The sequence below is a fragment of the Streptomyces sp. LS-MS-L19 genome, from assembly GCF_058382285.1.
The window spans coordinates 7,572,845-7,593,792 of record NZ_JBYCLL010000001.1 but is presented as its reverse complement, the minus strand read 5'-3'; the positions used below and the strand labels follow the sequence as shown (position 1 = coordinate 7,593,792).

The following is a 20,948-nucleotide window of genomic DNA, read 5'->3' as shown; positions in this document are numbered from 1 at the left end:
AGCCGCCCGCGCGGGACGCCGACGCCGCGACCGGACCGGCCCACCCGCAGGACCGGTCCGGTCGAGGCGTCCTTCAGGTCAGCAGGTGGCCACGCCGGGCAGCCACTCCGGGCCCTTGATGTAGATGACGGTCATCCACGAGCCGTCGGTGAGCTTCGCCCAGGCGTCGTTGGTGTAGCCCTCGGCCGTCACCGTCTGGGCGTGGGCCTGGCAGACCACGTTGACCGTGGTGGGCTGCGCGAAGTAGTCGACCACGCCGGCGTTGACGTTGGGCTCGCTGTGGGTGCGCACCCCGGTGCCCCAGGTCTGGAACGCCTTGCTGCCACCGGACGGCGGCGGGGTGCTGCTGCCGCCGCAGTCCGGGATGCCGGGCAGCCAGGCCGGGCCCTTGATGTAGATGTTGGTGACCCAGGAGCCGTCGGCGAGCTTGGACCAGGCGTCGTTGGTGTAGCCCTCGGCGGTCACGGTCTCCGCGTGCTGCTGGCACTGCACGGACACCTGCGTCGGCCCGGGGAAGGTGTCGACGACGGCGGAGCCCACGCTCGGCGACCGGTGCGTACGCACGCCGGTGCCCCAGGTCTCGAAGACCGTGCCGCCGTTCGCGGGCGGCGGGATCGGGGTGCCGGAGCCGTTGATCCGGACCGCGCCCGCGTAGTCGCCGCCGGTGCGCACCGAGGTGACCCGGATGTGGGTGCCGGACTCGTACGCCTCGACCATCTGGCCGTTGCCCAGGTACATGGCCACGTGGTGGATGTGCCCGCTGCCCCAGAACATCAGGTCGCCCGGCAGCAGCGGGGCGGTGCCCTGTCCGGCGGAGAAGCGGGCGGAGGCCTGCGAGGTGTGGAACTGGTCGTCGGCCGTGCCGTTGAGCAGGTCCTTGCCGGTGGCCTGGTAGTAGGCGTACCGCATCAGTCCGGAGCAGTCGAAGCCCTTGCGCTCGCCGTCGTGCAGGCTGTCCGGGTCCGAGCCGTCGTAGTAGCCGTAGCTGGCGCCGGGCGTGGCCGCGTGGCCGCCGCCCCAGCTGTACCAGACGCCGATCTGCGAACAGGCCGCGGCGACGGCGGCCTGCGCGGTGGCCGAGGCACCGGGCGCGAGGACGCCACAGCTCGCGTCTGCGGCGGCCTGGGCCGCGTGGGCCGGGGCGGAGAAGAAGGCGGTGAGGGCCAGGGCCGAGGCGCCCAGGATCGCGCCGCTGGTCCGGCGGCGCGTGCTGATGGTCTTCAAGGGACTCTTCCTTCGTCGAGGTGACGTCGAGATGGCGCCGGCGGGATGCCGGTGACGCCGGCGGGCAGACCGGGCGGCACACCCCACCCCCGTGGAGGTGTGCCACCCGGTCAGTTGTGGAGCGCGGCGCGCATCTTGGCGAGGCCCCGCAGCCGGTTGCGCTGGACCGTGCCGCGGTGGGCGCCGAGCCGCTCCCCGGCCGTGTCGTGGGTGAATCCCTCCAGATCGACGAGGATCACCGCGGCGGCCTCCTTCTCGGAGAGCATGCCGAGCAGGGAGAGCGCCGTGGCGGAGGCCTCGTAGGAGGCGAGTCCGCCGTCCCAGCCGGCCTCCGGCAGCTCGTCGGTGGTGCGCTCGCGGCGGGAGGGGTGCTGCCAGGAGTCGCGCAGCAGGTTGAGGGCGACGGCGCAGGTGTAGGCGTACGGATGCTGCTGTCGCGTCAGGCTCTGGGCGCGGGCTCGTCGGGAGAGCCGCAGATAGGTCTCCTGGAGCAGGTCGTCGGCGTCGTGCGGATTGCCCGTCAGCGCCAGCAGCCGTCTGCGCAGACGTGGCATGTCGGCCGTGAAGGAGGCGTCGAAGTCTCCCGGGCTCATCCGGGTGTCGGCCTCACGCGGCGGTGGCGGACAGCCATGAGGACTGTGGTCCACTCGTTCCCCCTTGCGGTGATCCCTGGCGGTGATCATGTGATCCCTTGCGGTGTTCTGTGGTGCTGTCCCGCGCCGGTGGTCAGGCCGGCGGGCGGGGTGGGGCGGCGGGGCCGTAGCGAGCGGCCGGCACCCGGCGCAGCAGCGCCCAGTACCGGTCGCCGTACGACCAGTGCCACCACTCGGTGGGGTAGTTGACGAACCCGGTCGCGCCGAGCACGCGGCCGAGCAGGGCCCGGTTCGCGCGCGCCTCGGCGCTGACGCCGGGTGCGTGGGTGCGGCAGGCGCCGCCGCTCTCCTCCGGGGTGGCGTTGACCTCGGTGCCGAGCGGCAGTTCGCGGCCCGTGTGGTCGCACAGGGTCAGGTCGACCGCGCCGCCGCTGACGTGCGGGGCGACCTCCGGCGGTGAGATGTACGCGCTCGCCAGCTCACGGATCCGCTCGGGACCCGCGTCCGGGTGGTCCTTGCGCAGGGTCGCCGCGTACTGCTCGAAGTAGCGGCGCTGGAGGTCCGGCGGCCGGTACCCCTCGACCACCAGCAGCCGGATCCCGGCGGGCAGCAGCCGCTGCGCCCGCACGAGCCGCTCCAGGGCGCCGGCCCGCAGATGGGCGTAGCTGCCGTCGCCGTCGGCCTGCCGCTCGTCGAGCAGCAACTGCCCGCCGACCCGCAGATCGACGAGCGGCTCCCCGCATTCGTCCGGCCGGACGGCGGCGACCCGAGGATCGGCAAGCGTGATGATGTCGGTCACGGGAACAGCGTCCCGGCCAGCTCTGCAATTGCTCTGCAGAACGCCTGCAAGCAGTTGAACAGGGGTTCTGCAGCGCCCCGTCAGGGGCGCGGGGAACTGCGCGACCAGCCACGAAACACCCGTGGTCGCCCTACAACGGATCGCGGCACCCTCTTAGGCGCCATCACCCCGCTCCCGCGCCTCCCTGGCCCCCAACTCCCGAAACACACCCATCGCTTCAGCCCGGGCATCCGAACCCGGCCCCGACTCCCCCACCGCGTCGAACACCTCCCCCAGATCCCACAGCGTCCGCGCCCGCCACAGGGGAAGCCGCAACGCCTCCCACCCACCGAGCGCCCGCTCCAACGGCCCCCGCGCGGCCACCGCGTCACCGGCGGCCAGGTGCCACTCCCCCAGCGTCCGCAGCACCAGCGCCTCCCCGAACCGGTCCTGCCGGTCGCGGGCCACTTCCAGACACCGCTCGAGCCGCTCGCGCGCCTCGCCGAGCCGCCCCTGCCGCAGCTCCACCTTCGCCAGCGACTGCTCCGTGTACATCAGGCCCAATGTGTCGTGGAGGTCGGCGAAGCCCCGCAGCGCGTCCCGCAGCAATCCCTCCGCCGCCGCCCACTCGCCCTCCGCCCTGTGGCACAGGCCCAGCGAACGCACGGTCAGCGCCGCACCGAACCGGTCGTCCTCCGCCCGGTACAGCTCCAGGGCCTGCGTGAAGGCCTCGCGGGCGTCCGCCCCCCGCCCCTGTTCCCGGTGGACGCAGCCGATGCCGTACAGCACCTGGGCCCGGGCCCCGCGGTCGCCGTCCGGCCCGTACCGCTCCAGCGCCGCGCCGAACAGCTCCAGGGCCTCCGCGAAGAGGGCCTGTTCCCTGCGGGCGGTGGCCATGCCGACCAGGGCCTGGGCCGTCCCCTGCGGCACGTCCTCGAGGGCCTCGAACAGCCTCAGGGCGTCCCTGAAGTAGCCGTACGACTCCTCGAGCTCGTCCTGCTCGTAGCGTAGTTGGCCCAGTCCGACGTGCAGCCACGCCTCGCCCTCGCGGTCGCCGCTGCGGCGCACCGCCGCCATCGCCGCGGTGTGCGAGCGGGACCAGGCGTCGAACTGGTTGTACAGGGCGACGGAGCTGGCGATCAGCGCCCCGGCGAGGTCCCGGGCGGCGCGGTCCAGGCCGTGGTCGGCGCAGTGGTCCACCGCGGCGAGCAGGCCCGCCTGTTCGGCGGCGAACCAGGCGGCGGGCCGGGCGAGCAGATCCTCCTCGGCCCCGGGGTCCCGTGGGTCGACGGGCCGTACGGAGGCCGGTTCGGGGAAGTAGCGGGCCGCGCCGCCGGGGCCCCGGGCCGCGGCCTTCTCGGCGAGTCCGAGCCAGCACTCGACGAGCCGCAGCACGGCCGCCGAGCGTTCCTCGGCGCTCTCCTCCGACAGACAGCGCTCACGGGCGTGTTCGCGGGCCAGGTCGTGGATGCGGTAGCGGCTGCGGCCGGTGCCGTCCACCCCGATCACGTCGATGAAGTGGCAGTCCACCAGCCGCTCGACGGCCTCCTCGGCCTCCTCGGTGCCGATGTCCAGCAGGGGCGCGGCGATCCAGGCGGCGAAGTCGGGCAGGTCGAGCAGGGCGAGCCGACGCAGGGCGCGCCGCTCCTGCGGGTCGAGGTCGGCGTAGCCCAGTTCGAGGCTGGTGCGCAACTCCAGGTCCCCGGCGCGCAGTTCGTTGAGCCGGAGCCGTTCGTCGCGCAGCCGGGCGGCGAGCCGGCCGGGCACCCAGTGCGGCCGGGCGGCGAGCCGCGCCCCGGCGATGCGCACGGCGAGCGGCAGCCGCCCGCACAGGGAGACGATCTCGGCGGTCTGTTCCGGCTCGGCGTCGGTACGGTCCGCTCCGGCGACCCTCCTCAGGAGTTCGAGGGCCTCGTCCTGGCCGGGCACGGTCAGGTCGAGGTGGGCGGCGCCCTCCAGCGCCACCAGCCGGCGCCGGCTCGTGACCAGCACCGCGGAGCCGGGTCCGGGCGGCAGCAGCGGTCGTACGTGTGCCTCCCCGGCGGCGTTGTCGAGGATCAGCAGGATGCGGCGGTGGCCGGTGTACGTGCGGTACAGGCCGGTGAGTTCCTCGACCGAGCTCGGCAGGGTCTCGGGTTCGGCACTCATGGCGCGCAGCAGCCGGGCAAGGGCGTCGGCGGGCTGGAGGGGGGCGGTGTCGGCGGCCCGCAGGTCCACGAAAAGGCGGCCGTCCGGGAAGAGTTCGGCGGTGCGGTGGCCGACATGGACGGCGAGGGCGGTCTTGCCGGTGCCCGAGCGTCCGGAGATCACCCCGATGGGCGGGGCGGTACGGCCCGGGTCGTCGACTCCGCCCAGCAGCGAGACCGCCCAGTCGATCTGGTCGGCACGGCCGACGAAGTCCGCGATGTCCGGGGGCAGATGGGAGGGGGCGGGTCGCGCGACCGCGCCGGCCCCGGCCGCCGTACGACGCACCGCCGCCCGCTCCCCGACCTGCCGCCCGGCCACCGAGGACCGGGAGCCGGGGCCGAACGGAACGGACTCGTGCGGCGACCGCGAGCCGGGAACGGACGGTTGGGACTCGTGCGACCGGAAGCCGGGGACGGACGGTTGGGACTCGTGCGACCGGAAGCCGGGAACGGACGGAAAGGACTCCCGCGCCCCGGAGCCGGAGCCGAAGGCAGCGGACTCGTGCGCCCCGGAGCCGAAGCCGAACGGAGCGGACTCGTGCGGCGACCGCGAGCCGGGGGAAAGGGGATCGGACTCGCCCGACCGGGCCCCCGGGCCGAACCGTGGGGACTCATCGGCCCGGGAGCCACCGCTTGGCGGCGAGGCACCGGCACCGGGCGGCGAGGCACCGGCGCCGGGTCGTGCGGCGCCCTGAGACCGCGGCCGTGGCCGCGGCCCGGTGCCGGACCCGAACCCCTCGGCGGCCCGTGAGCCCTCGCCGCGCCGGTCCCCCGGACCGAGCAGCGCCGGGTCGTTGGTCAGTACCGCCTTGTGCAGGGCCCGCAGCTCCGGGCCCGCGTCGATGCCCAGTTCCTCCCGCAGGGCCTCGCGGCCCTCCTGGTAGGTGCGCAGGGCGTCGGAGACCCGGCCGGTGCGGAACAGCGCGGTCATCAGCTGGCCGCGCGGCCGCTCCCGCAAGGGATGCGCGGCGACGTGCGCGAGCAGGGGCGCGATGGTGCGGTCGGCGCGGCCGAGCTCCAGGTGCAGGCCGAAGGACTCCTCCTGGGCGACCAGCCGCAGTTCCGCCAGCCGGGCCGCCTCGATCCGGGCGAACGACTGCGCCAGCCCCTCCAGGGCCTCCTGGCCGCGCCACAGTCCGAGCGCCTCCGACAGCAGCTCGGCGGCCTCCTCGACGTGCCCCCGGGCGGCCTCGGACCGGCCGGACGCGAGCAGTTCCTCGAAGCGGCGGGCGTCGACCTGGGCGGGGTCGAGGTCGGCGACGTAGCCCGGCGGCCGGGTCCGGATCACCTCGGCGGCCTCGACCCGGGCCAGGGCGCGGCGGACCGCGGAGACATGGGTGGCGACGAGGGCGTTGGCGGTCGCGGGGGCCTGTTCGTCCCAGACGGAGTCGACGAGCCGTTCCGTGGAGAGGACCTCGCCCAGGTGGACGACGAGCGCGGACAGGACGGCGAGTGGTCTGACCCCGCCGAGCGGGGCCCGCCGGTTGCCCTGCCACACCTCCACCGGACCCAGTAGCCGTACCTGGAGCATGGTCCCCCGATCGCCGCACCGCCCACCCCACGGATACGCGATCGACGATATCGACGGGCACGGACACCGCACGGCGTGCGCACAGCCGCGCTGGCCGGATCCGAACGGCTGATCACCCCGAGGCGGACCCCGGACAGCGCCTGGAGACAGGAACAGAGGCCCCACTCACCGACACCCCCACCGAACCGCGGTTGGCCGGATTTCAACGGTCGACACAGAACCGGCTCACCTGAGGGACGGCTCGCGCGGGCCGCTCGTATGAGGGCCCGCCGATATTTCCCCCGGCGAAAATTCTTTTGCGTCACGGGTCATACGGAAGGGACGCGAGAGGCGTCAACGGCCTGAAAGCACAAGCCGTTTCCACCGCGCCCAGGGAGTCGCCCGATGCCACGCCGGACCTTGCTCCTTCTGACCGCCGCTGTACTGGCGGCGACGCTCACGGGGTGCGCGGACGGTACGACGTCGTCCCCGCAGGCCGCTCCCGGCACGGACACCGGCACCGCCCGGCACGTCTCCGACGACCCCGAGCAGACCCTGCACCTCGCCGAGCAGCTCCTGATCAAGAACTGCATGGAGAAGCGCGGATACAAGTACTGGGTCGAGAAGCGGCCGGCGGCCGACGGAGCGACCCGGTTCCCGTACGTCGTCGACGACCCGGCCTGGGCCGCCCGGCACGGCTACGGCACCGACCTCTACCGCGCGCGGCAGCAGGAGGCCCTGCGCGACCCGAACCAGCGCTACTTCCACTCCATGCCGGCCGACCGTGCACCCGCCCTGGTGAGCGCCCTCAACGGGCCCCAGCCGAAGGGACTGTCCGCCCGCCTCCCGACCGGCATCCGGGTCACGCACAGCGACCAGGGCTGCGAGGCCGAGGCGGAGCGGACGCTGTACAAGGACCTGCCGGCCTGGTTCCGGGCCACCCGGGTCACCGACAGCCTCGGCGACCTGCGCGTCAACCTGGTGCTGACCGACAAGCGGTACAAGGTGGCCGTGGCACCGTGGGCGCGCTGCATGAAGGCGAAGGGGCACCCGTACAAGAGCCCCGCCGAGGCCCGTGCCGCGGCCACCCGGCCCGACAGGGCATGGCCGCACACGAAGGAAGTACGGCTGGCCTCGGCCGAGGCGGACTGCGCCCGCGCCGGTGAGCTGCCGGCGGTGGCCAGGTCCCTCGACACCGAGTACCGGGCCGAGTTGCGCCGGCGCTACCCCGGACCGACGGCCGACCTCGACCGGCTCAAGCGCGAGGCGCTGCCCCGGGCCCGGGCGATCGTCGCCCGCGGCGACTGACCCGCCGCCGGCCGCCCCCTCGCCACCCCAGGGGCCCACGTCCCCACAGACCACCACGGCACCGGCCGTGGTCGCACCACCCCTCACCACCCACCCCTCACGAAACGAAGGAACCCCATGTCCATCAAGCGTGCCCTCACCCTCGCCGCCTCCGCCGCGGCCGTCGCCGTCCTCTTCGCGCCGGTCACCGGTGCCAGCGCCGCCGAGTCGGGCTCCCAGGGGACCAAGTCCGCCCAGCTGGCCTCCGCGGACGGCTACCTGCACGTGTACACCCAGCCCTACGGCGGCGGCCGGGAGTGCAAGTGGCAGGGCAACTCCAACGACTGGGGTTCCTGCCGCAACCTGACCTCCGACATCTGGAACAACGGTTACGCGGGTGGCCTCGACGCCGTCGACCTGTACACGGCCCCCAACGCCGGTGGCGCGCACGCCTGCATCAGCCAGGGCGACCGCTGGTGGGACACCACCACCGGCAACTACCGCTTCACCTACGGCGAGGGCCTGGAGCAGTTCGGGAAGAGCGTCAACAACAACATCTCCTCGCACCGCTGGGTCGACTACTGCAGCCAGGGCGGCTGACCGGTCCGCGACGTCGCCCCGGCACCCCGACACGGATGCCGGGGCGACCCGTTTCCGTGACCGCCGCCCCACCCCGTGTCGCCCACCCGCCCGCACTCCTTCGACTGCCGGACATTTGAACGTCACGCCGAGCGGGAACGTTTCCCTCGTCCCCTCTGCATCGCCTTGCCTCCGTCATGCCCCGTGTCCCGCACGGGGCATGACGCGAAAGGACGACGTGAGCCGTGTCCCTGCTTCCGCTCGAAGGTCCCCCGGGGCCGCTCCCCGCCCCCGCCCCGGCCCCGCTCCCGAGCAGCGCCCCGGCCCCCGCCCCCGCCGGTTCCCGCCGCTCCCTGTCCCGTCTCACCCGCCGGCTGCTGACCCTGCTGCCCCTCCTGCTCATCGCCGTCTGGGCGGTGCTGGACTGGCGTGCCCTGTACGACGGCACCGCGCGGCTGGCCGACGCCGACCCCGGGTGGCTGCTCGTCGCGCTCCTGTGGACCTGCCTCGGCTGGGTGTCCGCCTCCGTCGTACGCCAGGGCGCGCTCCCCGAGCGGCTGCCCCCGGGGCTCCTGGTGGCCTCGCAGTTCGCCGCCGGTGCCGCCAACCACGTGCTGCCGGCGAGTCTCGGCGCCCACGCCGTCACCCTGCGCTTCCTCCAGGGCCGGGGCATCCCGCTGGCCCGCGCCACCGCCTCGCTCGCGCTGTACTCGCTGGTCCGGCCGATCGCGAAGACACTGGTGCTGGTCGGTTTCCTGGTCACCCTGCCCGGACTGCTGCGGCTCGGTGAGCTCGTCCCGGACTGGCGCATGCTGTTCCTGCCGGTGGTGGCCGCGGCGCTCGGTCTCGGCGGCACGCTCCTGCTGCTGCTCCTGGTCCGTCCGCTGCGCCGCCCGGCGGTCACGTTCGTGCGGACCGCCCTGACCGACGCGCGCCGGCTGCACACCATGCCCAGCCGGGTCCTGGCCCTGTGGGGCGGTGCGGCCGCCGCTCCCCTGCTCCAGGCGAGCGTGATCCACGCGGTCGGCGCCTCGCTCGGCGTGACGCTGTCCTGGGCGCAGGTCGCGTTCGCGTACCTGGCCGCGAGCACCGCGGTCGGATCCGTGCCCGCGCCCGGCGGCATCGGCCCGGTGGACGCGGCCATGGTCTTCACCCTGTCCGTCTACGGCGTTCCGGTGGGCATCGGCACCGCGGCCCTGATCGGCTACCGCGTCCTGACGGTGTGGCTGCCGCTGCTGCCGGGGGTGCTGTGCATGTCGGCCCTCGTGCACCGGAAGGTTCTTTGAACGCCCGCCCCATTGAATGCTTCATTCAACGTCAATAGCCTCTCAGGGTGGATTCATTCATCAACTTCAGACGTACGACCGCCGCCCTGCTCCTCGCCCTCGGCCTGGCGACCCCCGGGGCCCCCGCCTCCGCCGCGCCCCGGCAGCCCGCGCCCCAGGTCTGGCCGACTCCGCAGCACATGACCGTCGGAAAGGGCCGACTGCCCGTCCCCGACCGGGTCGTCGAGGTCGTCGGCCCCGGCACCGACCCCTCCGCCCGACGGGTCGTCGAAGCGGCCCTCAAGGCGGCCGGCGCCGACCGCATCACCACCGTGCACACCGGCGACCGCCCACCCCCGGCCGCCCTCACCGTCTACCTGGGCGGCCCCGGCGAGAACAAGGCCACCGCCCAGGTACTGAAACAGCTCCACGCCGGCTCCCCGAACGGCCTCCCCTCCGGCGGCTACGTCCTCGCCTCCGGCCGCAGCCACGGCCGGTCCCTCCTCGCCCTCTCCGGCGTCGATGCGACCGGCACCTTCTACGCCGCCCAGACCCTGCGCCAACTCCTCGACGGGCGCCGCGAGTTGCCCGCGCTGACCATCCGCGACTGGCCCACCGCCGCCCTCCGCGGAGTCATCGAGGGCTTCTACGGCACCCCCTGGACCCACGCCGAGCGGCTCGCGCAACTCGACTTCTACGGACGTACGAAGCAGAACGTGTACGTCTACTCCCCCAAGGACGACGACTATCTGCGGGCCCGCTGGCGGGACGAGTACCCGCCCGCCGAACTGGCCCAGCTGAAGGAGCTGGTGGACCGGGCCACGGCCGACCACGTCCGCTTCACCTACGCCCTCTCCCCCGGCCTCTCCGTCTGCTACTCCTCCGACGCCGACGTCGAGGCCCTCGTCACCAAGTTCGAGTCGCTGTACGCCATCGGTGTCCGCTCCTTCGCGATCCCGCTCGACGACATCAGCTACACGAAGTGGAACTGCCCCGAGGACGAGGCGGAGTTCGGCACCGGCGGCGGTGCGGCCGGTGCCGCCCAGGCCCGGCTGCTGAACACCGTCTGGAAGCGGTTCTCCGCGCGGCACCCGGACCTGGAGCCCCTGGAGACGGTCCCCACCGAGTACTCGGACCTGGCCGACTCCCCCTACAAGAAGGCCCTGCGGGAGCGGCTCGACCCGTCCGTGGTCGTCGAGTGGACCGGCGTCGGCGTCATCGCACCCACCATCACCACCGACCAGCTGAAGCAGGCCCGCGAGGTCTACGGCCACCCGATCCTGGTCTGGGACAACTACCCGGTCAACGACTACGTCACCAGCCGTCTCCTCCTCGGCCCCTACACCGGCCGCGAACCGGGTGTGGCCGCCCAGGCGGTCGGGGTGACCGCCAACCCGATGGTCCAGGGCGAGGCGAGCCGGCTCGCCCTGTTCACCTCGGCCGCCTACCTGTGGAACCCGAACGCCTACGACCCCCGCGAGGCGTTCCTCGCCTCGGTCCGCGATCTGGCCGGACAGGGCACCGGCGCCGCCAAGTGGCTGCGCATCTTCGCGGAGAACAACTACTCCTCCCAGCTCGACGCGACCGAGTCCCCCACCCTCACCGGGCTGATCGCCGCCTTCCGCGAGGCGTTGCAGCAGAACAGCGGAGTCGACCGGGCGGCGGCCCGACTGAAGTCCTACTTCGCCGACATGGCCGCCACGCCCGCCCAGCTGCGCGCCCACCTCGACAACCCGGGCTTCCTCCACGAGACCTCCGCCTGGCTGGACAAACTCGGCAGCTACGGCAGCGCGGGCGGGACGGCCGTGGACCTGCTGCTGGCGCACAAGGCCGGAGACACGACTGCGGTGTCGAAGTACTGGAGCGAACTCCAGGCCGACCGCAAGGAGTTGGACGCCGTGCCGCAGCAGGTCTCGCCGGGCGTGATGGACCAGTTCCTCTACACGACGATGCTGGAGAACGCCCCCGACCCCGGCGTGGACGCGACCTTCTCGCCCCGGTCCCTCTCCCTGAAGCCCGGGGCATCGGCGACGGTCACTCTCGACCTCTCCGACTCCCGGACCGGGCCGGTCAGTTGGAAGCTCGACGTGCCCACCGGCGTCACCGCCACACCGTCGGAAGGCACGGGCACACAGGCCACCATCACCCTCACGGGGAAGACGGAGGGTGTGCACTCGGTCGTCGTGGAAGGCACCGGCATCCTCGACCGGGCACTGCCCGTCCAGGTCACGGACGGCACGGGCACGCCCCGAGCCCTGACGGCCGACTTCAGTGGCGCGTCGGTGAGTTCGATCGACCTCTCCTCCGGGACGACGACGGACATCGCCGTCGGCGCCAACCCCGGCGAGGTCGTGGTGAGCGCGGACGGCCGTACCGCGTACGCGGCCAACCAGGGTTCGAACACGGTCAGCGTGATCGACGTGGCGAGCGCCAAGGTCACCGCCACGGTGCCGGTCGGCAAGGTCCCGGCCGGCCTCGCCCTCACCCCGGACGGCGACACGCTCTGGGTCGCCAACTACACGGACGGCACAGTGCAGTCGATCGACACCGCCACGCTGAGGACGGGCACACCGACCCCGGTGGGCGACGGTCCCGAGAACATGGCGATCACCCCCGACGCCAAGACCCTGTACGTGGCGAACATCCACGACAACACGGTCACCCCCGTCGACCTCACCACCGCGAAGGCGGGCAAGGCGATCCCGGTGGGCCCGAGCCCCTTCAACGTCGTGGCGGCCCCCGACGGCAGGACGGTCTACGTCTCCAACTCGGGCGGCTCGACGGTGACTCCCATCAACACGGCGACGAACGACACCGAACCCACCCTCCTGGTCACCGGTCAGGCGTACGGCCTGGGGCTGTCCCCGGACGGCCGCACCCTCTGGGTCAGCCCCAGCAACGGCGACACGATCACCCCGGTGAACACGGTGACCGGCGCCCCGGGCACCCCGGTGAAGGTGGGCAGGTCCGCCTTCGACGTGTCCCTGAACTGGAACGGCACCACGGCCTACGTGACAACGGCGGACGCCAACGCCCTGGTCCCGGTGGACACGAACACGGGCAGCACGGGCAACGTCTACACAACGGGCGCATATCCGCTGGCGGTTGCCCTGACTCCGCTACCTGTGAACTAAGGGGCGAGCAACCCACCCAGGGGCGCGGGGAACTGCGCGACCAGCCCCCACCGGCCGCCAGTTCCCCGCGATACCCCAGAAACCCCGAACCCTAGGTGGCCGTACGCCGAACCCGCCCCGCATACCGCTTCTCCAACTCCAGATTCCCCTCGAACCCACCGGGCACGTTGGCCGACACATACACCGGCGGCCGCTCCCCGGACGCAAGCAACAACCCCGACGCCTCGGCGACAGCCATCTGCACCAGCATCACCCCGGTCAGAGTCGACAGCGCCCCCACCGCCCCACCCCCCGGCAACGCCATCATCGCGTCACCCACCGGCGCCGCGTTGTCCAGCACCACGTCCGCCAGATCCACGAGCTTCTTCCCGCTCGCATGCCCGGCCGGCACGGCCGACGTGTGGGTGAGAGAGGTGATCGCGAGAACCCGGTGCCCCCGCGACTTCGCATGCAGCGCCATCTCCACGATGACGTTGTTGACCCCGGAGTTGGAGATGATCACGAAGAGGTCCTGAGGGGCAGGCGCGGCCAGGTCGTACAGCCGGAGGGCGACCCCCGGCGCGCGCTCCAACAGCGGATCGTCGAGAACGCTCGGCGCGTCCCCGCCGTACAGCACGAGGTCGGACATCTGGAGTCGGTTCGTGGGCACGAGCCCACCCGCACGGCCCGCGATCTCCAGCACCATCGCCTGGGAGTGCCCGGTGCCGAAGGCCTGGATCACGCCGTCGGCGCGGATGCAGTCGGCGATCAGCCCGGCGGCTCGGCGCACGTCCTCGCGGGCGGACTCGGTGACGTGACGGAGGACGTCCAGGCTCTGTTCGGCGAAGCCCTGGGCGCTGACTGACTCGACGGACACGCGACACTCCCCACTGATGGATTGAACCACCATTCAATCACCGATCGATGAATCAATAAATCACAGCACGGTCCTGGTATTCAATCAGTGCCCCAAAGGGTGGCTGATACCTTCTTTCCATGCCTCCGACGGACGTCACCACACTGATCCGCACCGAGCTGCCCCGGCTGGCCGGTTCCCTGCGGAAGGTCGGCGAGCTGATCCTGGAGGATCCGGCCGCCGTCACCCACTGCTCGGCCGCCGAGCTGGGCCGCCGCACCGGAACCTCGCAGGCCACGGTGACCCGGTTCTGCCGGGCCATCGGACTCGACTCCTACCAGCATCTGCTGATCGAACTGGCCCAGGAGCGCGGCCGCGGTGAGGTCTCCGACTGGGGCTCGGCCGAGATCGGCCCCGACATCTCCCCGGACGACAGCCTGGAGCGGGTCGTCCAGGTGGTCGGCAGCGCCGACCTGCGCGCGATCCAGCAGACCATCGAGCGCATCGACCTCGACGCCCTGGAGCGGGCGGCCCAGGCACTGGCCAAGGCCCGCCGGATCGATGTGTACGGCGTCGGCGGCAGCGGCGCGGTCGCCCAGGAGACCGAGACCCGGCTGTTCCGCATCGGCTGCCAGGTGCGCGGCTGGACCGAGGTGCACGGCGCCGCCACCTCCGCGGCCCTGCTCACCCCCGCCGACGTGGCCATAGGGATCTCCCACTCGGGCGCCACCCGCGAGACCCTCGAACCCTTCGAGATGGCCAAGGAGCGGGGCGCGACCACCATCGCCATCACCACCGATCCACGCTCCCCGCTGGCCAAGGCCGCCGACATCCGGCTCATCTCGGCGACCTCGGAGACCAGTTTCCGCACCGGCAGCATCGGCGGCCGGCACTCCGTCCTGATGATCGTGGACTGCCTCTACGTCCGGGTCGGCCAGGTCGCCTACCAGCGGGCCAGCGCCTCCCTCGCGCTCACCGACCACATCACCCCGCAGCACGCGGTGAAGAACCGCCGGGCCCGCTGAGCCACGCTCCGGCTGGCCCGGAATGTATGGATGAACCACCTGAGATAACTGAAGATGGTTGTTTGAATCATCCCGGCGGTGCCAGGATGGGGCTCCCCCGAGCACGCACGAGCACTCGTAGGAGCCCCATGCGCGTCACCTCTGTCGAGTCGACCGAGCTGTTCGTCGGCACCCCCGAGCAACCGCGTCAGGTGGTGGCGGTCGAGATCGAGCACGTCCCGGGCCGGTCGGTCCGTGTCACCGTCGAGGGCGCCGCCCACGGGGAGACCGTCGCGACCGTCGGCGAGAGCGGCACCGTACACGCCGAGATACCGGTGACCGGCGCCGACGGCCCGATGACGGTCACCGCCACCGACCGGGAGCACACCGCGAGCGGCACCGGTGAGTTCACGGTCGCCGAGCCCGGCTGGACCATGTTCATGGTCAGCCACTTCCACTACGACCCGGTCTGGTGGAACACCCAGGGCGCCTACACCGAGACCTGGGACGTCGCCGACGACCCGGCCGGCACCGGACTGCCCGCCCGTACCTTCGACTCGCGCGGCCAGTCCGGGATGAGCCTGGTGAGGGCGCACTCCGATCTCGCCCGGCGCGACCCCGCGTACACCTTCGTGCTCGCCGAGGTCGACTACCTCAAGCCGTACTGGAACGCCTTCCCGGAGGAGCGCGGCTTCCTGCGAGAGCTGATCCGCACCGGCCGCGTCGAGATCATGGGCGGCACCTACAACGAGCCGAACACCAATCTCACCGGCGCCGAGGCGACCGTACGCAATGCCCTCTACGGCGACGGATACCAGCGGGCCGTCCTCGGGGCGTCCCCGGAGACGGCCTGGCAGCTGGACGCGTTCGGGCACGACCCGCAGTTCCCGGGGCTGATGGCGGACGCGGGCGTCACGTCCAGCTCGTGGGCGCGCGGGCCGTTCCACCAGTGGGGGCCCACGCTCTCGGTGTTCGGCGAGGAGCCGCGGGATCCGAACCGGATGCAGTTCCCGGCCGAGTTCGACTGGATCGCCCCTTCGGGGCGCGGGATCCTCACCGCGTACATGGTCAACCACTACGGGGCCGGCTGGCGGATCGACAACGCGCCGACCCTGCCCGCGGCGGAGGCGGAGGCCCTCAAACTCTTCAAGGGGCTCAAGCAGGTCGCGCTCACCCGCAACGTGCTGCTCCCGGTCGGCGGTGACTACGCGCCGCCGTGCCGCTGGGTGATGGACATCCACCGGGACTGGAACGCCCGTTACGTGTGGCCGCGGTTCGTCTCCGGCGTCCCCCGGGACTTCTTCGCCGCCGTCCGCGCCGAGTTGGCGGCCGAGGGCCGCAGGGCCTCGCCGCAGACGCGGGACATGAACCCGGTCTACACCGGCAAGGACGTCTCCTACATCGACACCAAGCAGGCCCAGCGGTACGGCGAGACGCTCCTCGCCGACGCGGAGGCCTGGGCGACGCTCGCCTCGCTCGTCACCGGGCACCCCTATCCGGACGCGGCCCTCGACAAGGCCTGGCGGCAGCTGGTCTACGGCGCCCACCACGACGCCATCACCGGCTCCGAGTCGGACCAGGTGTACATCGATCTCCTCACCGGCTGGCGGGAGCTGGCCGACCTCGCCGAGACCGTGCACGCCGACGCGACGAAGGCGCTGGCCGACCGGGTCGAGCCGGGCACCGGACCCGATCTCGTGGTCTTCAACCCGGCCACCTGGGAACGGCGGGACGTGCTGACCGTCGCCGACCCGGGGCTCGTCCCCGTCGGCGACGACTTCCAGCCGCTGCCGGCCGTCCGCGAGGAGGACGGCACCCTCCGGGTCGTCGTACCGCAGGTGCCCGGCATGGGCCTGAAGGCCCTGCCCCTGGCGGCCGGTTCGATCCCCGAGTGGGCCCCCGGCGAGGGCACGACCATCCGCAACGAGTTCTACGAGGTGACGGTCGACCCGGCGCGCGGCGGCGCCGTGAGCAGTCTCAGGTCGGTCGCCGAGGACCGGGAACTCCTGCCCGCCGGGGACATCGGCAACGAGCTCGTCGTCCAGGAGGAGTTCGCCCGGCACCCGCGCTTCGGCGAGGGCCCCTGGCACCTCACCCCGACCGGCACGACCGCCGCCCGCAGCCGTGACGTGACCGCCGACATCGATGTCGATCACTCCCCGGCCGGCTCCCGCATCACCGTCCGCGCCGACCTCGGGCTGTTCACGTACACCCAGCGCCTGACCCTGTGGACCGGCGTGGACCGGCTCGACGTCTCCACGACGATCGACGGTTACGACGGCGAGGACCGCCTGATCCGCGTCCGCTGGCCCTCCGACGTGCGGGGCGGACTGCCCGTGCACGAGGTCGCCGACGCGGTGATCGGACGGGGCTTCGGCTTCGTGGAGGTCAACAGCGAGGAGTTCCCCTGGACGCTGGACAACCCGGCCAACACCTGGTTCGCGCTCGGTTCCACGGCCCGGGTCGCGCTCCGGGACGACTCCGGGGCGGCTCTGGGCCAACGGTCCATCGGGGTCGCCGAGTTGGTGTACGCCGACTGGGACGAGGCCGGTGAGCTGGGCGCCCCGCTCGCGGCGGCGCTGGTCCGCGCGGGCGTCACCGCCACCTCGACCATCGCCGGCGGTCCCCGCTACGGCGACCTGGAGGTCGACTCCAACCTCCCCGACATCCGGATCGCCGTCGGCGGCCCGGAGCGCAACTCCCTGGTCGCCGAGGCCCTCGCCATGGACCCGGCCGCCGACCGCGAACTGCGCCGCCAGGTCGCCGAACAGGGCGTGGCGGCCGTCTGGGTCGCGCCGCGCGCCTCCCTGCGCGAGGAGTGGGTGCCCGGCGCCGACCTGCGCGACCTGGAACGCCTGCCGCTGCTGGTGGTCGCGGGCGCCGACCCCTCGGGGGACGCGAAGGCGGTGGACACGCTGATCGCCGACCTCGACGACTTCACGATCACGGCCACCGCGGCGGGCGGCGGTGAGGCCCTCCCGCCCGGCGACGCCTGGGACGGGCGCGGCTTCGCCGTCCTGAACCGGGGCACGCCCGGCTGTGTGATCACCGGCTCCGGCGACCTCTACATGTCGCTCATGCGCTCCTGCACCGGCTGGCCGTCCGGCATCTGGGTCGACCCGCCCCGCCGCACCACCCCCGACGGTTCGGGCTTCCAGCTCCAGCGCTGGTCGCACACCTTCGAGTACGCGGTCGTCGCGGGCGAGGGCGACTGGCGGGACCTCGAACTCCCCGCGCGCGGCCACGAGTACAACCACCCGCTCACGGCCAGGGTGCGCGACGAGGGCGAGAACCCGCTGCTGCCCCGCACGACCTCCCTGCTGGAGGTGGAACCTGCCCGCGAGGTGCTCCTGGACGCCCTCAAGCCACTGGGCTCACCGCTGGCCAGGGGCGGCTCGGCCCCGGCGGACCCCGGGCGCGGGGTCGTGGTCCGGGTGCACGAGGTGAACGGGCGGCCGGTGCGGGCCCGGGTGCGCGGGCCGGTCGCCTGGACGGAGGGCGCCCGGGCTGACGTACTGGAAAGGCCGGGTGAGCCGCTGACACCGGACGGCGAAGGGACCCTGGAAACGGCGCTCACCGGCTTCGAGGTGGTCACCGTCCTGGCCGCACCCCCGCAGGCCCCCGAACCGGGGACCGACCCCGGCGTCGCCGCCCACGAGCCCGCCCAGCCGATCCACACCCGCTACTGGCTCCACAACTCCGGACCGGCCCCCCGGGGCAACATGCCGGTGTCCGTCTATGTCTCCCCCACCGCCCTGACCGCCACGGGCCCCGTCACCGCGACGGTCCGGGTCGGCTCGGAACTCACGGACACCTCGACGCAGGGCACGGTGGTCTTCGAGGTACCGCCCGGCTGGTCCGCGGAGCCCGCCGAACTGCCGTACGCGCTGGGCCCCGGCGGCTTCTCCCTGTCCGAGGTCAGGGTGACACCGCCACCGGACGCCGAGCCCGGCCGCCACTGGGTCACGGCCCGGCTGACGTACGGCGGCCAGACCTACGAGGACGTCGTCGGCCTCGACGTGCCGGGCTCCCCACCGGCCGGTCCGGGACTGACGTGCGAGCTGAACGCCGACCGGGTCACCGTGCGCCACGGTGAGCGGGCTCAGGTTCCGGTGAGCCTGCACAACACCACCCGGGGCCCGGTCGGCGGCCAGCTGTGGGCGGTGTCGTCCTGGGGCACGTGGCAGGGCGTGGGGCCGGGCCTGCAGGGCTTCAGGGTGCGGGGAGGGGAGCGTGCCGAGTCCGTGATCGAGGTGGACGGCTCACAGATCCCCCCGGGTTCGTACTGGCTGATGGCGAAGGCGGCATGGAACGGCCAGGTGGCATACACGAGGACGATCCCCTTGGAGGTGACTTCGTGACGCCGGAACACGCAGCACTGATAGACGGCGAACCCCTGCCGACAGCACGGGTGAACGCCTTCTTGGAAGCGCCGTACAGGGGCGCGGGGCTGCATCAATTTGCGGCTCCGCCGCGGGGCGCGACCAGCCACGACGGCCCCGCACCCGCCCGACGACAGATGGAACCCCCCTCTGTCGCGAGACAAAGACGCCGCTGGGCCACCCAAGTGATCGTCACCGACGAACTCGCCCGCAGGGCCTGCGCCGGCCGAGGCCTGAAGGTCCCGGAAGAGCTCTCCCCGGCCAAGGCCCTCACCCTGGCCGAGTCCGACGTCGCAGACCTGGGCAGCATCGTCGCCGCAGCGCTGGCCCACTCCCCCGCCGCCCGCACCCTCCTCGCCGCCCTGGAGTCCGAACAGACGGTCCCGGAGACCGCCGTACGCGACTACTACGACCGCAACCAGGACCGCTTCCTCACCCCGGACGCGCTACGGCGAGGCGTGACCCCCTTCGACGGGGCGGCCCCGGAGGACGTACGCCCGTACGAGGAGGTCCGCGAGGCCATCTCACGCGAGCTGCAACGGGCCGCGGGCCACCAGGCCTTCTTCGGCTGGCTGGACCAGGCACGCGCCGATGTGACCTACTCCCACGGGCACGAACACCCCGGCGATCCGTCCCATCCGGACCACGAACACCGTCACTGATCTCCTACGGAACCTAAAAGCAACACGGCAAACCATTGACCTCCGATGAATTCTGGTCCACCTTTTCATCAATCGGAGTCGGAGTTGGTTCATTGAACCAGCCGTGGAGGGGCATCACATGCGCGTAAAGAGACTGACCCGCACCCTGACCTGTATCGCCGTGCTGTCGCTCACGGCCGCCGGCTGCGGCCTGTCCGGCGGCGGTTCCGACAGCGGTGACGCCACCGCCGGCGGCTGCAAGGTCGACAAGGGCAACGTCGGGTCGGGCAAGCTCACCGGCGAGGTCAAGGGCGACATCACCTTCCAGACGACGAACCTGAAGAAAGACTTCGGCGACTTCTTCAACGGAGTGATCGCCGACTTCGAGAAGGCCCACCCCGGCACCAAGGTCAAGTGGATCGACGACCCCGGTGACAACACGTTCACCACCCGGACCGTCGCCGACGCCCAGGCCTGCACGATGGCCGACGTCATCAACGTCAACGCGCCGACGGCGACCGCCCTCACCAAGGCCGGCTACCTGCTCGACATCGGCACCAAGGACCCCGACGCGGCCAAGCCCTTCGTGCCGTCCTTCTGGAAGACCGCCACCTTCGCGGACGCCTCCGGCAAGTCGATCCACACCACGCTGCCCTGGTACACCGGCGGTGTCCTCCTGACGTACAACAAGGACCTGCTGGCGAAGGCCGGCGTGGACCCGGCGAAGCCGCCGACGAGCATCTTCGGGCTCTTCGCCGACTACGAGAAGGTCGCCAAGGCCGCCGACGGCAAGTTCTTCGCGACGATGGCCAACCCGATCTGGCGCATCCCCGCGGACTTCGACCAGATGGGCATCAAGGTCCTCTCCCCCGACGGCAAGTCCGCCGTCTTCGCCGACGACCCGCGCACCACCCAGTGGGTCGCCTGGATGGCGAAGCTGTACAAGGAGGGCGCGATGCCGAAGGACTCGCTGTCCTCCAGCAACGACCCGTCCACGCTCTACAGCCAGGGCAAGGTCGCGTACGGCTCGACGAACCCGAGCTTCGTGCGGTTCGTGAAGCAGAACAGCCCGTCCGTCTACGACAAGACGGCCGTCGGACAGCAGCCCTACGACGCGCTCGGCCGCGCCTCCGCCGGTGCCCCGCAGTACATCTCGGTCGCCGCGACCAGCAAGCACGCGCCGGTCGCCCTGTCGTTCGCCGAGTTCCTCACCAACGCCGAGAACCAGACGGCCTGGTGCAAGGACCCGGACGTGGTGATCTTCCCGACGACGACGAAGTCGCTGGACGACCCGTTCTTCCAGAACGTCACCGGCAGCGACCCGTTCTCGCAGGCCCGCAAGCTCGTCGCCGACCAGCTCAAGACGGCCGACACCAACCAGACCAACCTCTCCCCGGCCGTGCAGAACGCCATCGTGTCCCAGGTGCAGCTGGCCATGCAGGGCAAGAAGAGCGCTGCGGACGCCGTCAAGGACGCCCAGGAGAAGTCCAACGAACTCCTGAAGCAGGGCAGCTGACGGTGACGGCACAG

General features: G+C 72.3%; 13 protein-coding genes. 8 read left to right on the top strand and 5 right to left on the bottom strand.

The genetic code is table 11. The features are described 5' to 3' along the window. Positions 1-78: 78 nt before the first annotated feature. The 4 genes from AC2XR2_RS33865 to AC2XR2_RS33850 all read right to left on the bottom strand — a co-directional run bounded on the left by AC2XR2_RS33865 (position 79) and on the right by AC2XR2_RS33850 (position 6,312). Positions 79-1,224: a C40 family peptidase gene (locus AC2XR2_RS33865; protein ID WP_381299183.1), complete on the bottom strand. Its 1,146-nt coding sequence runs from the start codon at positions 1,222-1,224 to the stop codon at positions 79-81. Between the two features lie 110 nt (positions 1,225-1,334). Beyond that, positions 1,335-1,817, bottom strand: coding sequence for an RNA polymerase sigma factor (locus AC2XR2_RS33860; protein WP_381299182.1), 483 nt, complete (start codon positions 1,815-1,817; stop codon positions 1,335-1,337). A gap of 133 nt (positions 1,818-1,950) precedes the next feature. After that, the gene (locus AC2XR2_RS33855; RefSeq protein ID WP_330263802.1) at positions 1,951-2,616 is read right to left on the bottom strand and encodes a M15 family metallopeptidase; all 666 of its coding nucleotides are present in this window, start codon (positions 2,614-2,616) and stop codon (positions 1,951-1,953) included. Between the two features lie 153 nt (positions 2,617-2,769). Further along, on the bottom strand, positions 2,770-6,312 hold the full coding sequence (locus AC2XR2_RS33850; protein ID WP_491517114.1) for an AfsR/SARP family transcriptional regulator: 3,543 nt from the start codon (positions 6,310-6,312) through the stop codon (positions 2,770-2,772). A 384-nt stretch (positions 6,313-6,696) separates the two neighbouring features. Between AC2XR2_RS33850 and AC2XR2_RS33845 the strand changes: the two genes are divergently transcribed. The 4 genes from AC2XR2_RS33845 to AC2XR2_RS33830 all read left to right on the top strand — a co-directional run bounded on the left by AC2XR2_RS33845 (position 6,697) and on the right by AC2XR2_RS33830 (position 12,556). Then, positions 6,697-7,599: a hypothetical protein gene (locus AC2XR2_RS33845; RefSeq protein WP_491517113.1), complete on the top strand. Its 903-nt coding sequence runs from the start codon at positions 6,697-6,699 to the stop codon at positions 7,597-7,599. Between the two features lie 117 nt (positions 7,600-7,716). Further along, a complete protein-coding gene (locus AC2XR2_RS33840; protein WP_356466821.1) occupies positions 7,717-8,178 on the top strand; it encodes a hypothetical protein in 462 nt (153 codons plus the stop codon). 224 nt (positions 8,179-8,402) lie between these two features. Beyond that, a complete protein-coding gene (locus tag AC2XR2_RS33835) occupies positions 8,403-9,443 on the top strand; it encodes a lysylphosphatidylglycerol synthase transmembrane domain-containing protein (RefSeq protein ID WP_491517112.1) in 1,041 nt (346 codons plus the stop codon). A 47-nt stretch (positions 9,444-9,490) separates the two neighbouring features. After that, positions 9,491-12,556, top strand: coding sequence for a beta-N-acetylglucosaminidase domain-containing protein (locus tag AC2XR2_RS33830; protein ID WP_491517111.1), 3,066 nt, complete (start codon positions 9,491-9,493; stop codon positions 12,554-12,556). A gap of 91 nt (positions 12,557-12,647) precedes the next feature. Here the strand turns inward: AC2XR2_RS33830 and AC2XR2_RS33825 are convergent, their stop codons facing one another. After that, positions 12,648-13,412 (bottom strand): sugar isomerase domain-containing protein, encoded by a 765-nt coding sequence (locus AC2XR2_RS33825; protein ID WP_491517110.1) that lies wholly within the window; start codon positions 13,410-13,412, stop codon positions 12,648-12,650. Between the two features lie 119 nt (positions 13,413-13,531). On the opposite strand from AC2XR2_RS33825, the gene AC2XR2_RS33820 reads away from it, so the two are divergent. From AC2XR2_RS33820 to AC2XR2_RS33805, 4 genes are all read left to right on the top strand, one after another. Beyond that, positions 13,532-14,416, top strand: coding sequence for a MurR/RpiR family transcriptional regulator (locus tag AC2XR2_RS33820; protein ID WP_330263809.1), 885 nt, complete (start codon positions 13,532-13,534; stop codon positions 14,414-14,416). Positions 14,417-14,544: 128 nt separating this feature from the next. Continuing rightward, entirely contained in the window at positions 14,545-18,756 is a 4,212-nt protein-coding gene (locus AC2XR2_RS33815) for a glycoside hydrolase family 38 N-terminal domain-containing protein (RefSeq protein ID WP_491517109.1), read from the top strand. Then, complete coding sequence (locus tag AC2XR2_RS33810; RefSeq protein WP_491517108.1) at positions 18,702-19,439, top strand: peptidyl-prolyl cis-trans isomerase; 738 nt, start codon at positions 18,702-18,704, stop codon at positions 19,437-19,439. Before AC2XR2_RS33815 ends, AC2XR2_RS33810 begins: the two co-directional genes overlap by 55 nt. A gap of 118 nt (positions 19,440-19,557) precedes the next feature. Continuing rightward, positions 19,558-20,934 (top strand): extracellular solute-binding protein, encoded by a 1,377-nt coding sequence (locus AC2XR2_RS33805; protein WP_449353308.1) that lies wholly within the window; start codon positions 19,558-19,560, stop codon positions 20,932-20,934. Positions 20,935-20,948: the final 14 nt, after the last annotated feature.

Coding starts and splice junctions, on each gene's coding strand:
- AC2XR2_RS33860 (WP_381299182.1), bottom strand. CDS start 1,817: ATGAGCCCGGGAGACTTCGACGCCTCCTTCACGGCCGACATGCCACGT.
- AC2XR2_RS33850 (WP_491517114.1), bottom strand. CDS start 6,312: ATGCTCCAGGTACGGCTACTGGGTCCGGTGGAGGTGTGGCAGGGCAAC.
- AC2XR2_RS33845 (WP_491517113.1), top strand. CDS start 6,697: ATGCCACGCCGGACCTTGCTCCTTCTGACCGCCGCTGTACTGGCGGCG.
- AC2XR2_RS33840 (WP_356466821.1), top strand. CDS start 7,717: ATGTCCATCAAGCGTGCCCTCACCCTCGCCGCCTCCGCCGCGGCCGTC.
- AC2XR2_RS33820 (WP_330263809.1), top strand. CDS start 13,532: ATGCCTCCGACGGACGTCACCACACTGATCCGCACCGAGCTGCCCCGG.
- AC2XR2_RS33815 (WP_491517109.1), top strand. CDS start 14,545: ATGCGCGTCACCTCTGTCGAGTCGACCGAGCTGTTCGTCGGCACCCCC.
- AC2XR2_RS33810 (WP_491517108.1), top strand. CDS start 18,702: ATGGAACGGCCAGGTGGCATACACGAGGACGATCCCCTTGGAGGTGAC.
- AC2XR2_RS33805 (WP_449353308.1), top strand. CDS start 19,558: ATGCGCGTAAAGAGACTGACCCGCACCCTGACCTGTATCGCCGTGCTG.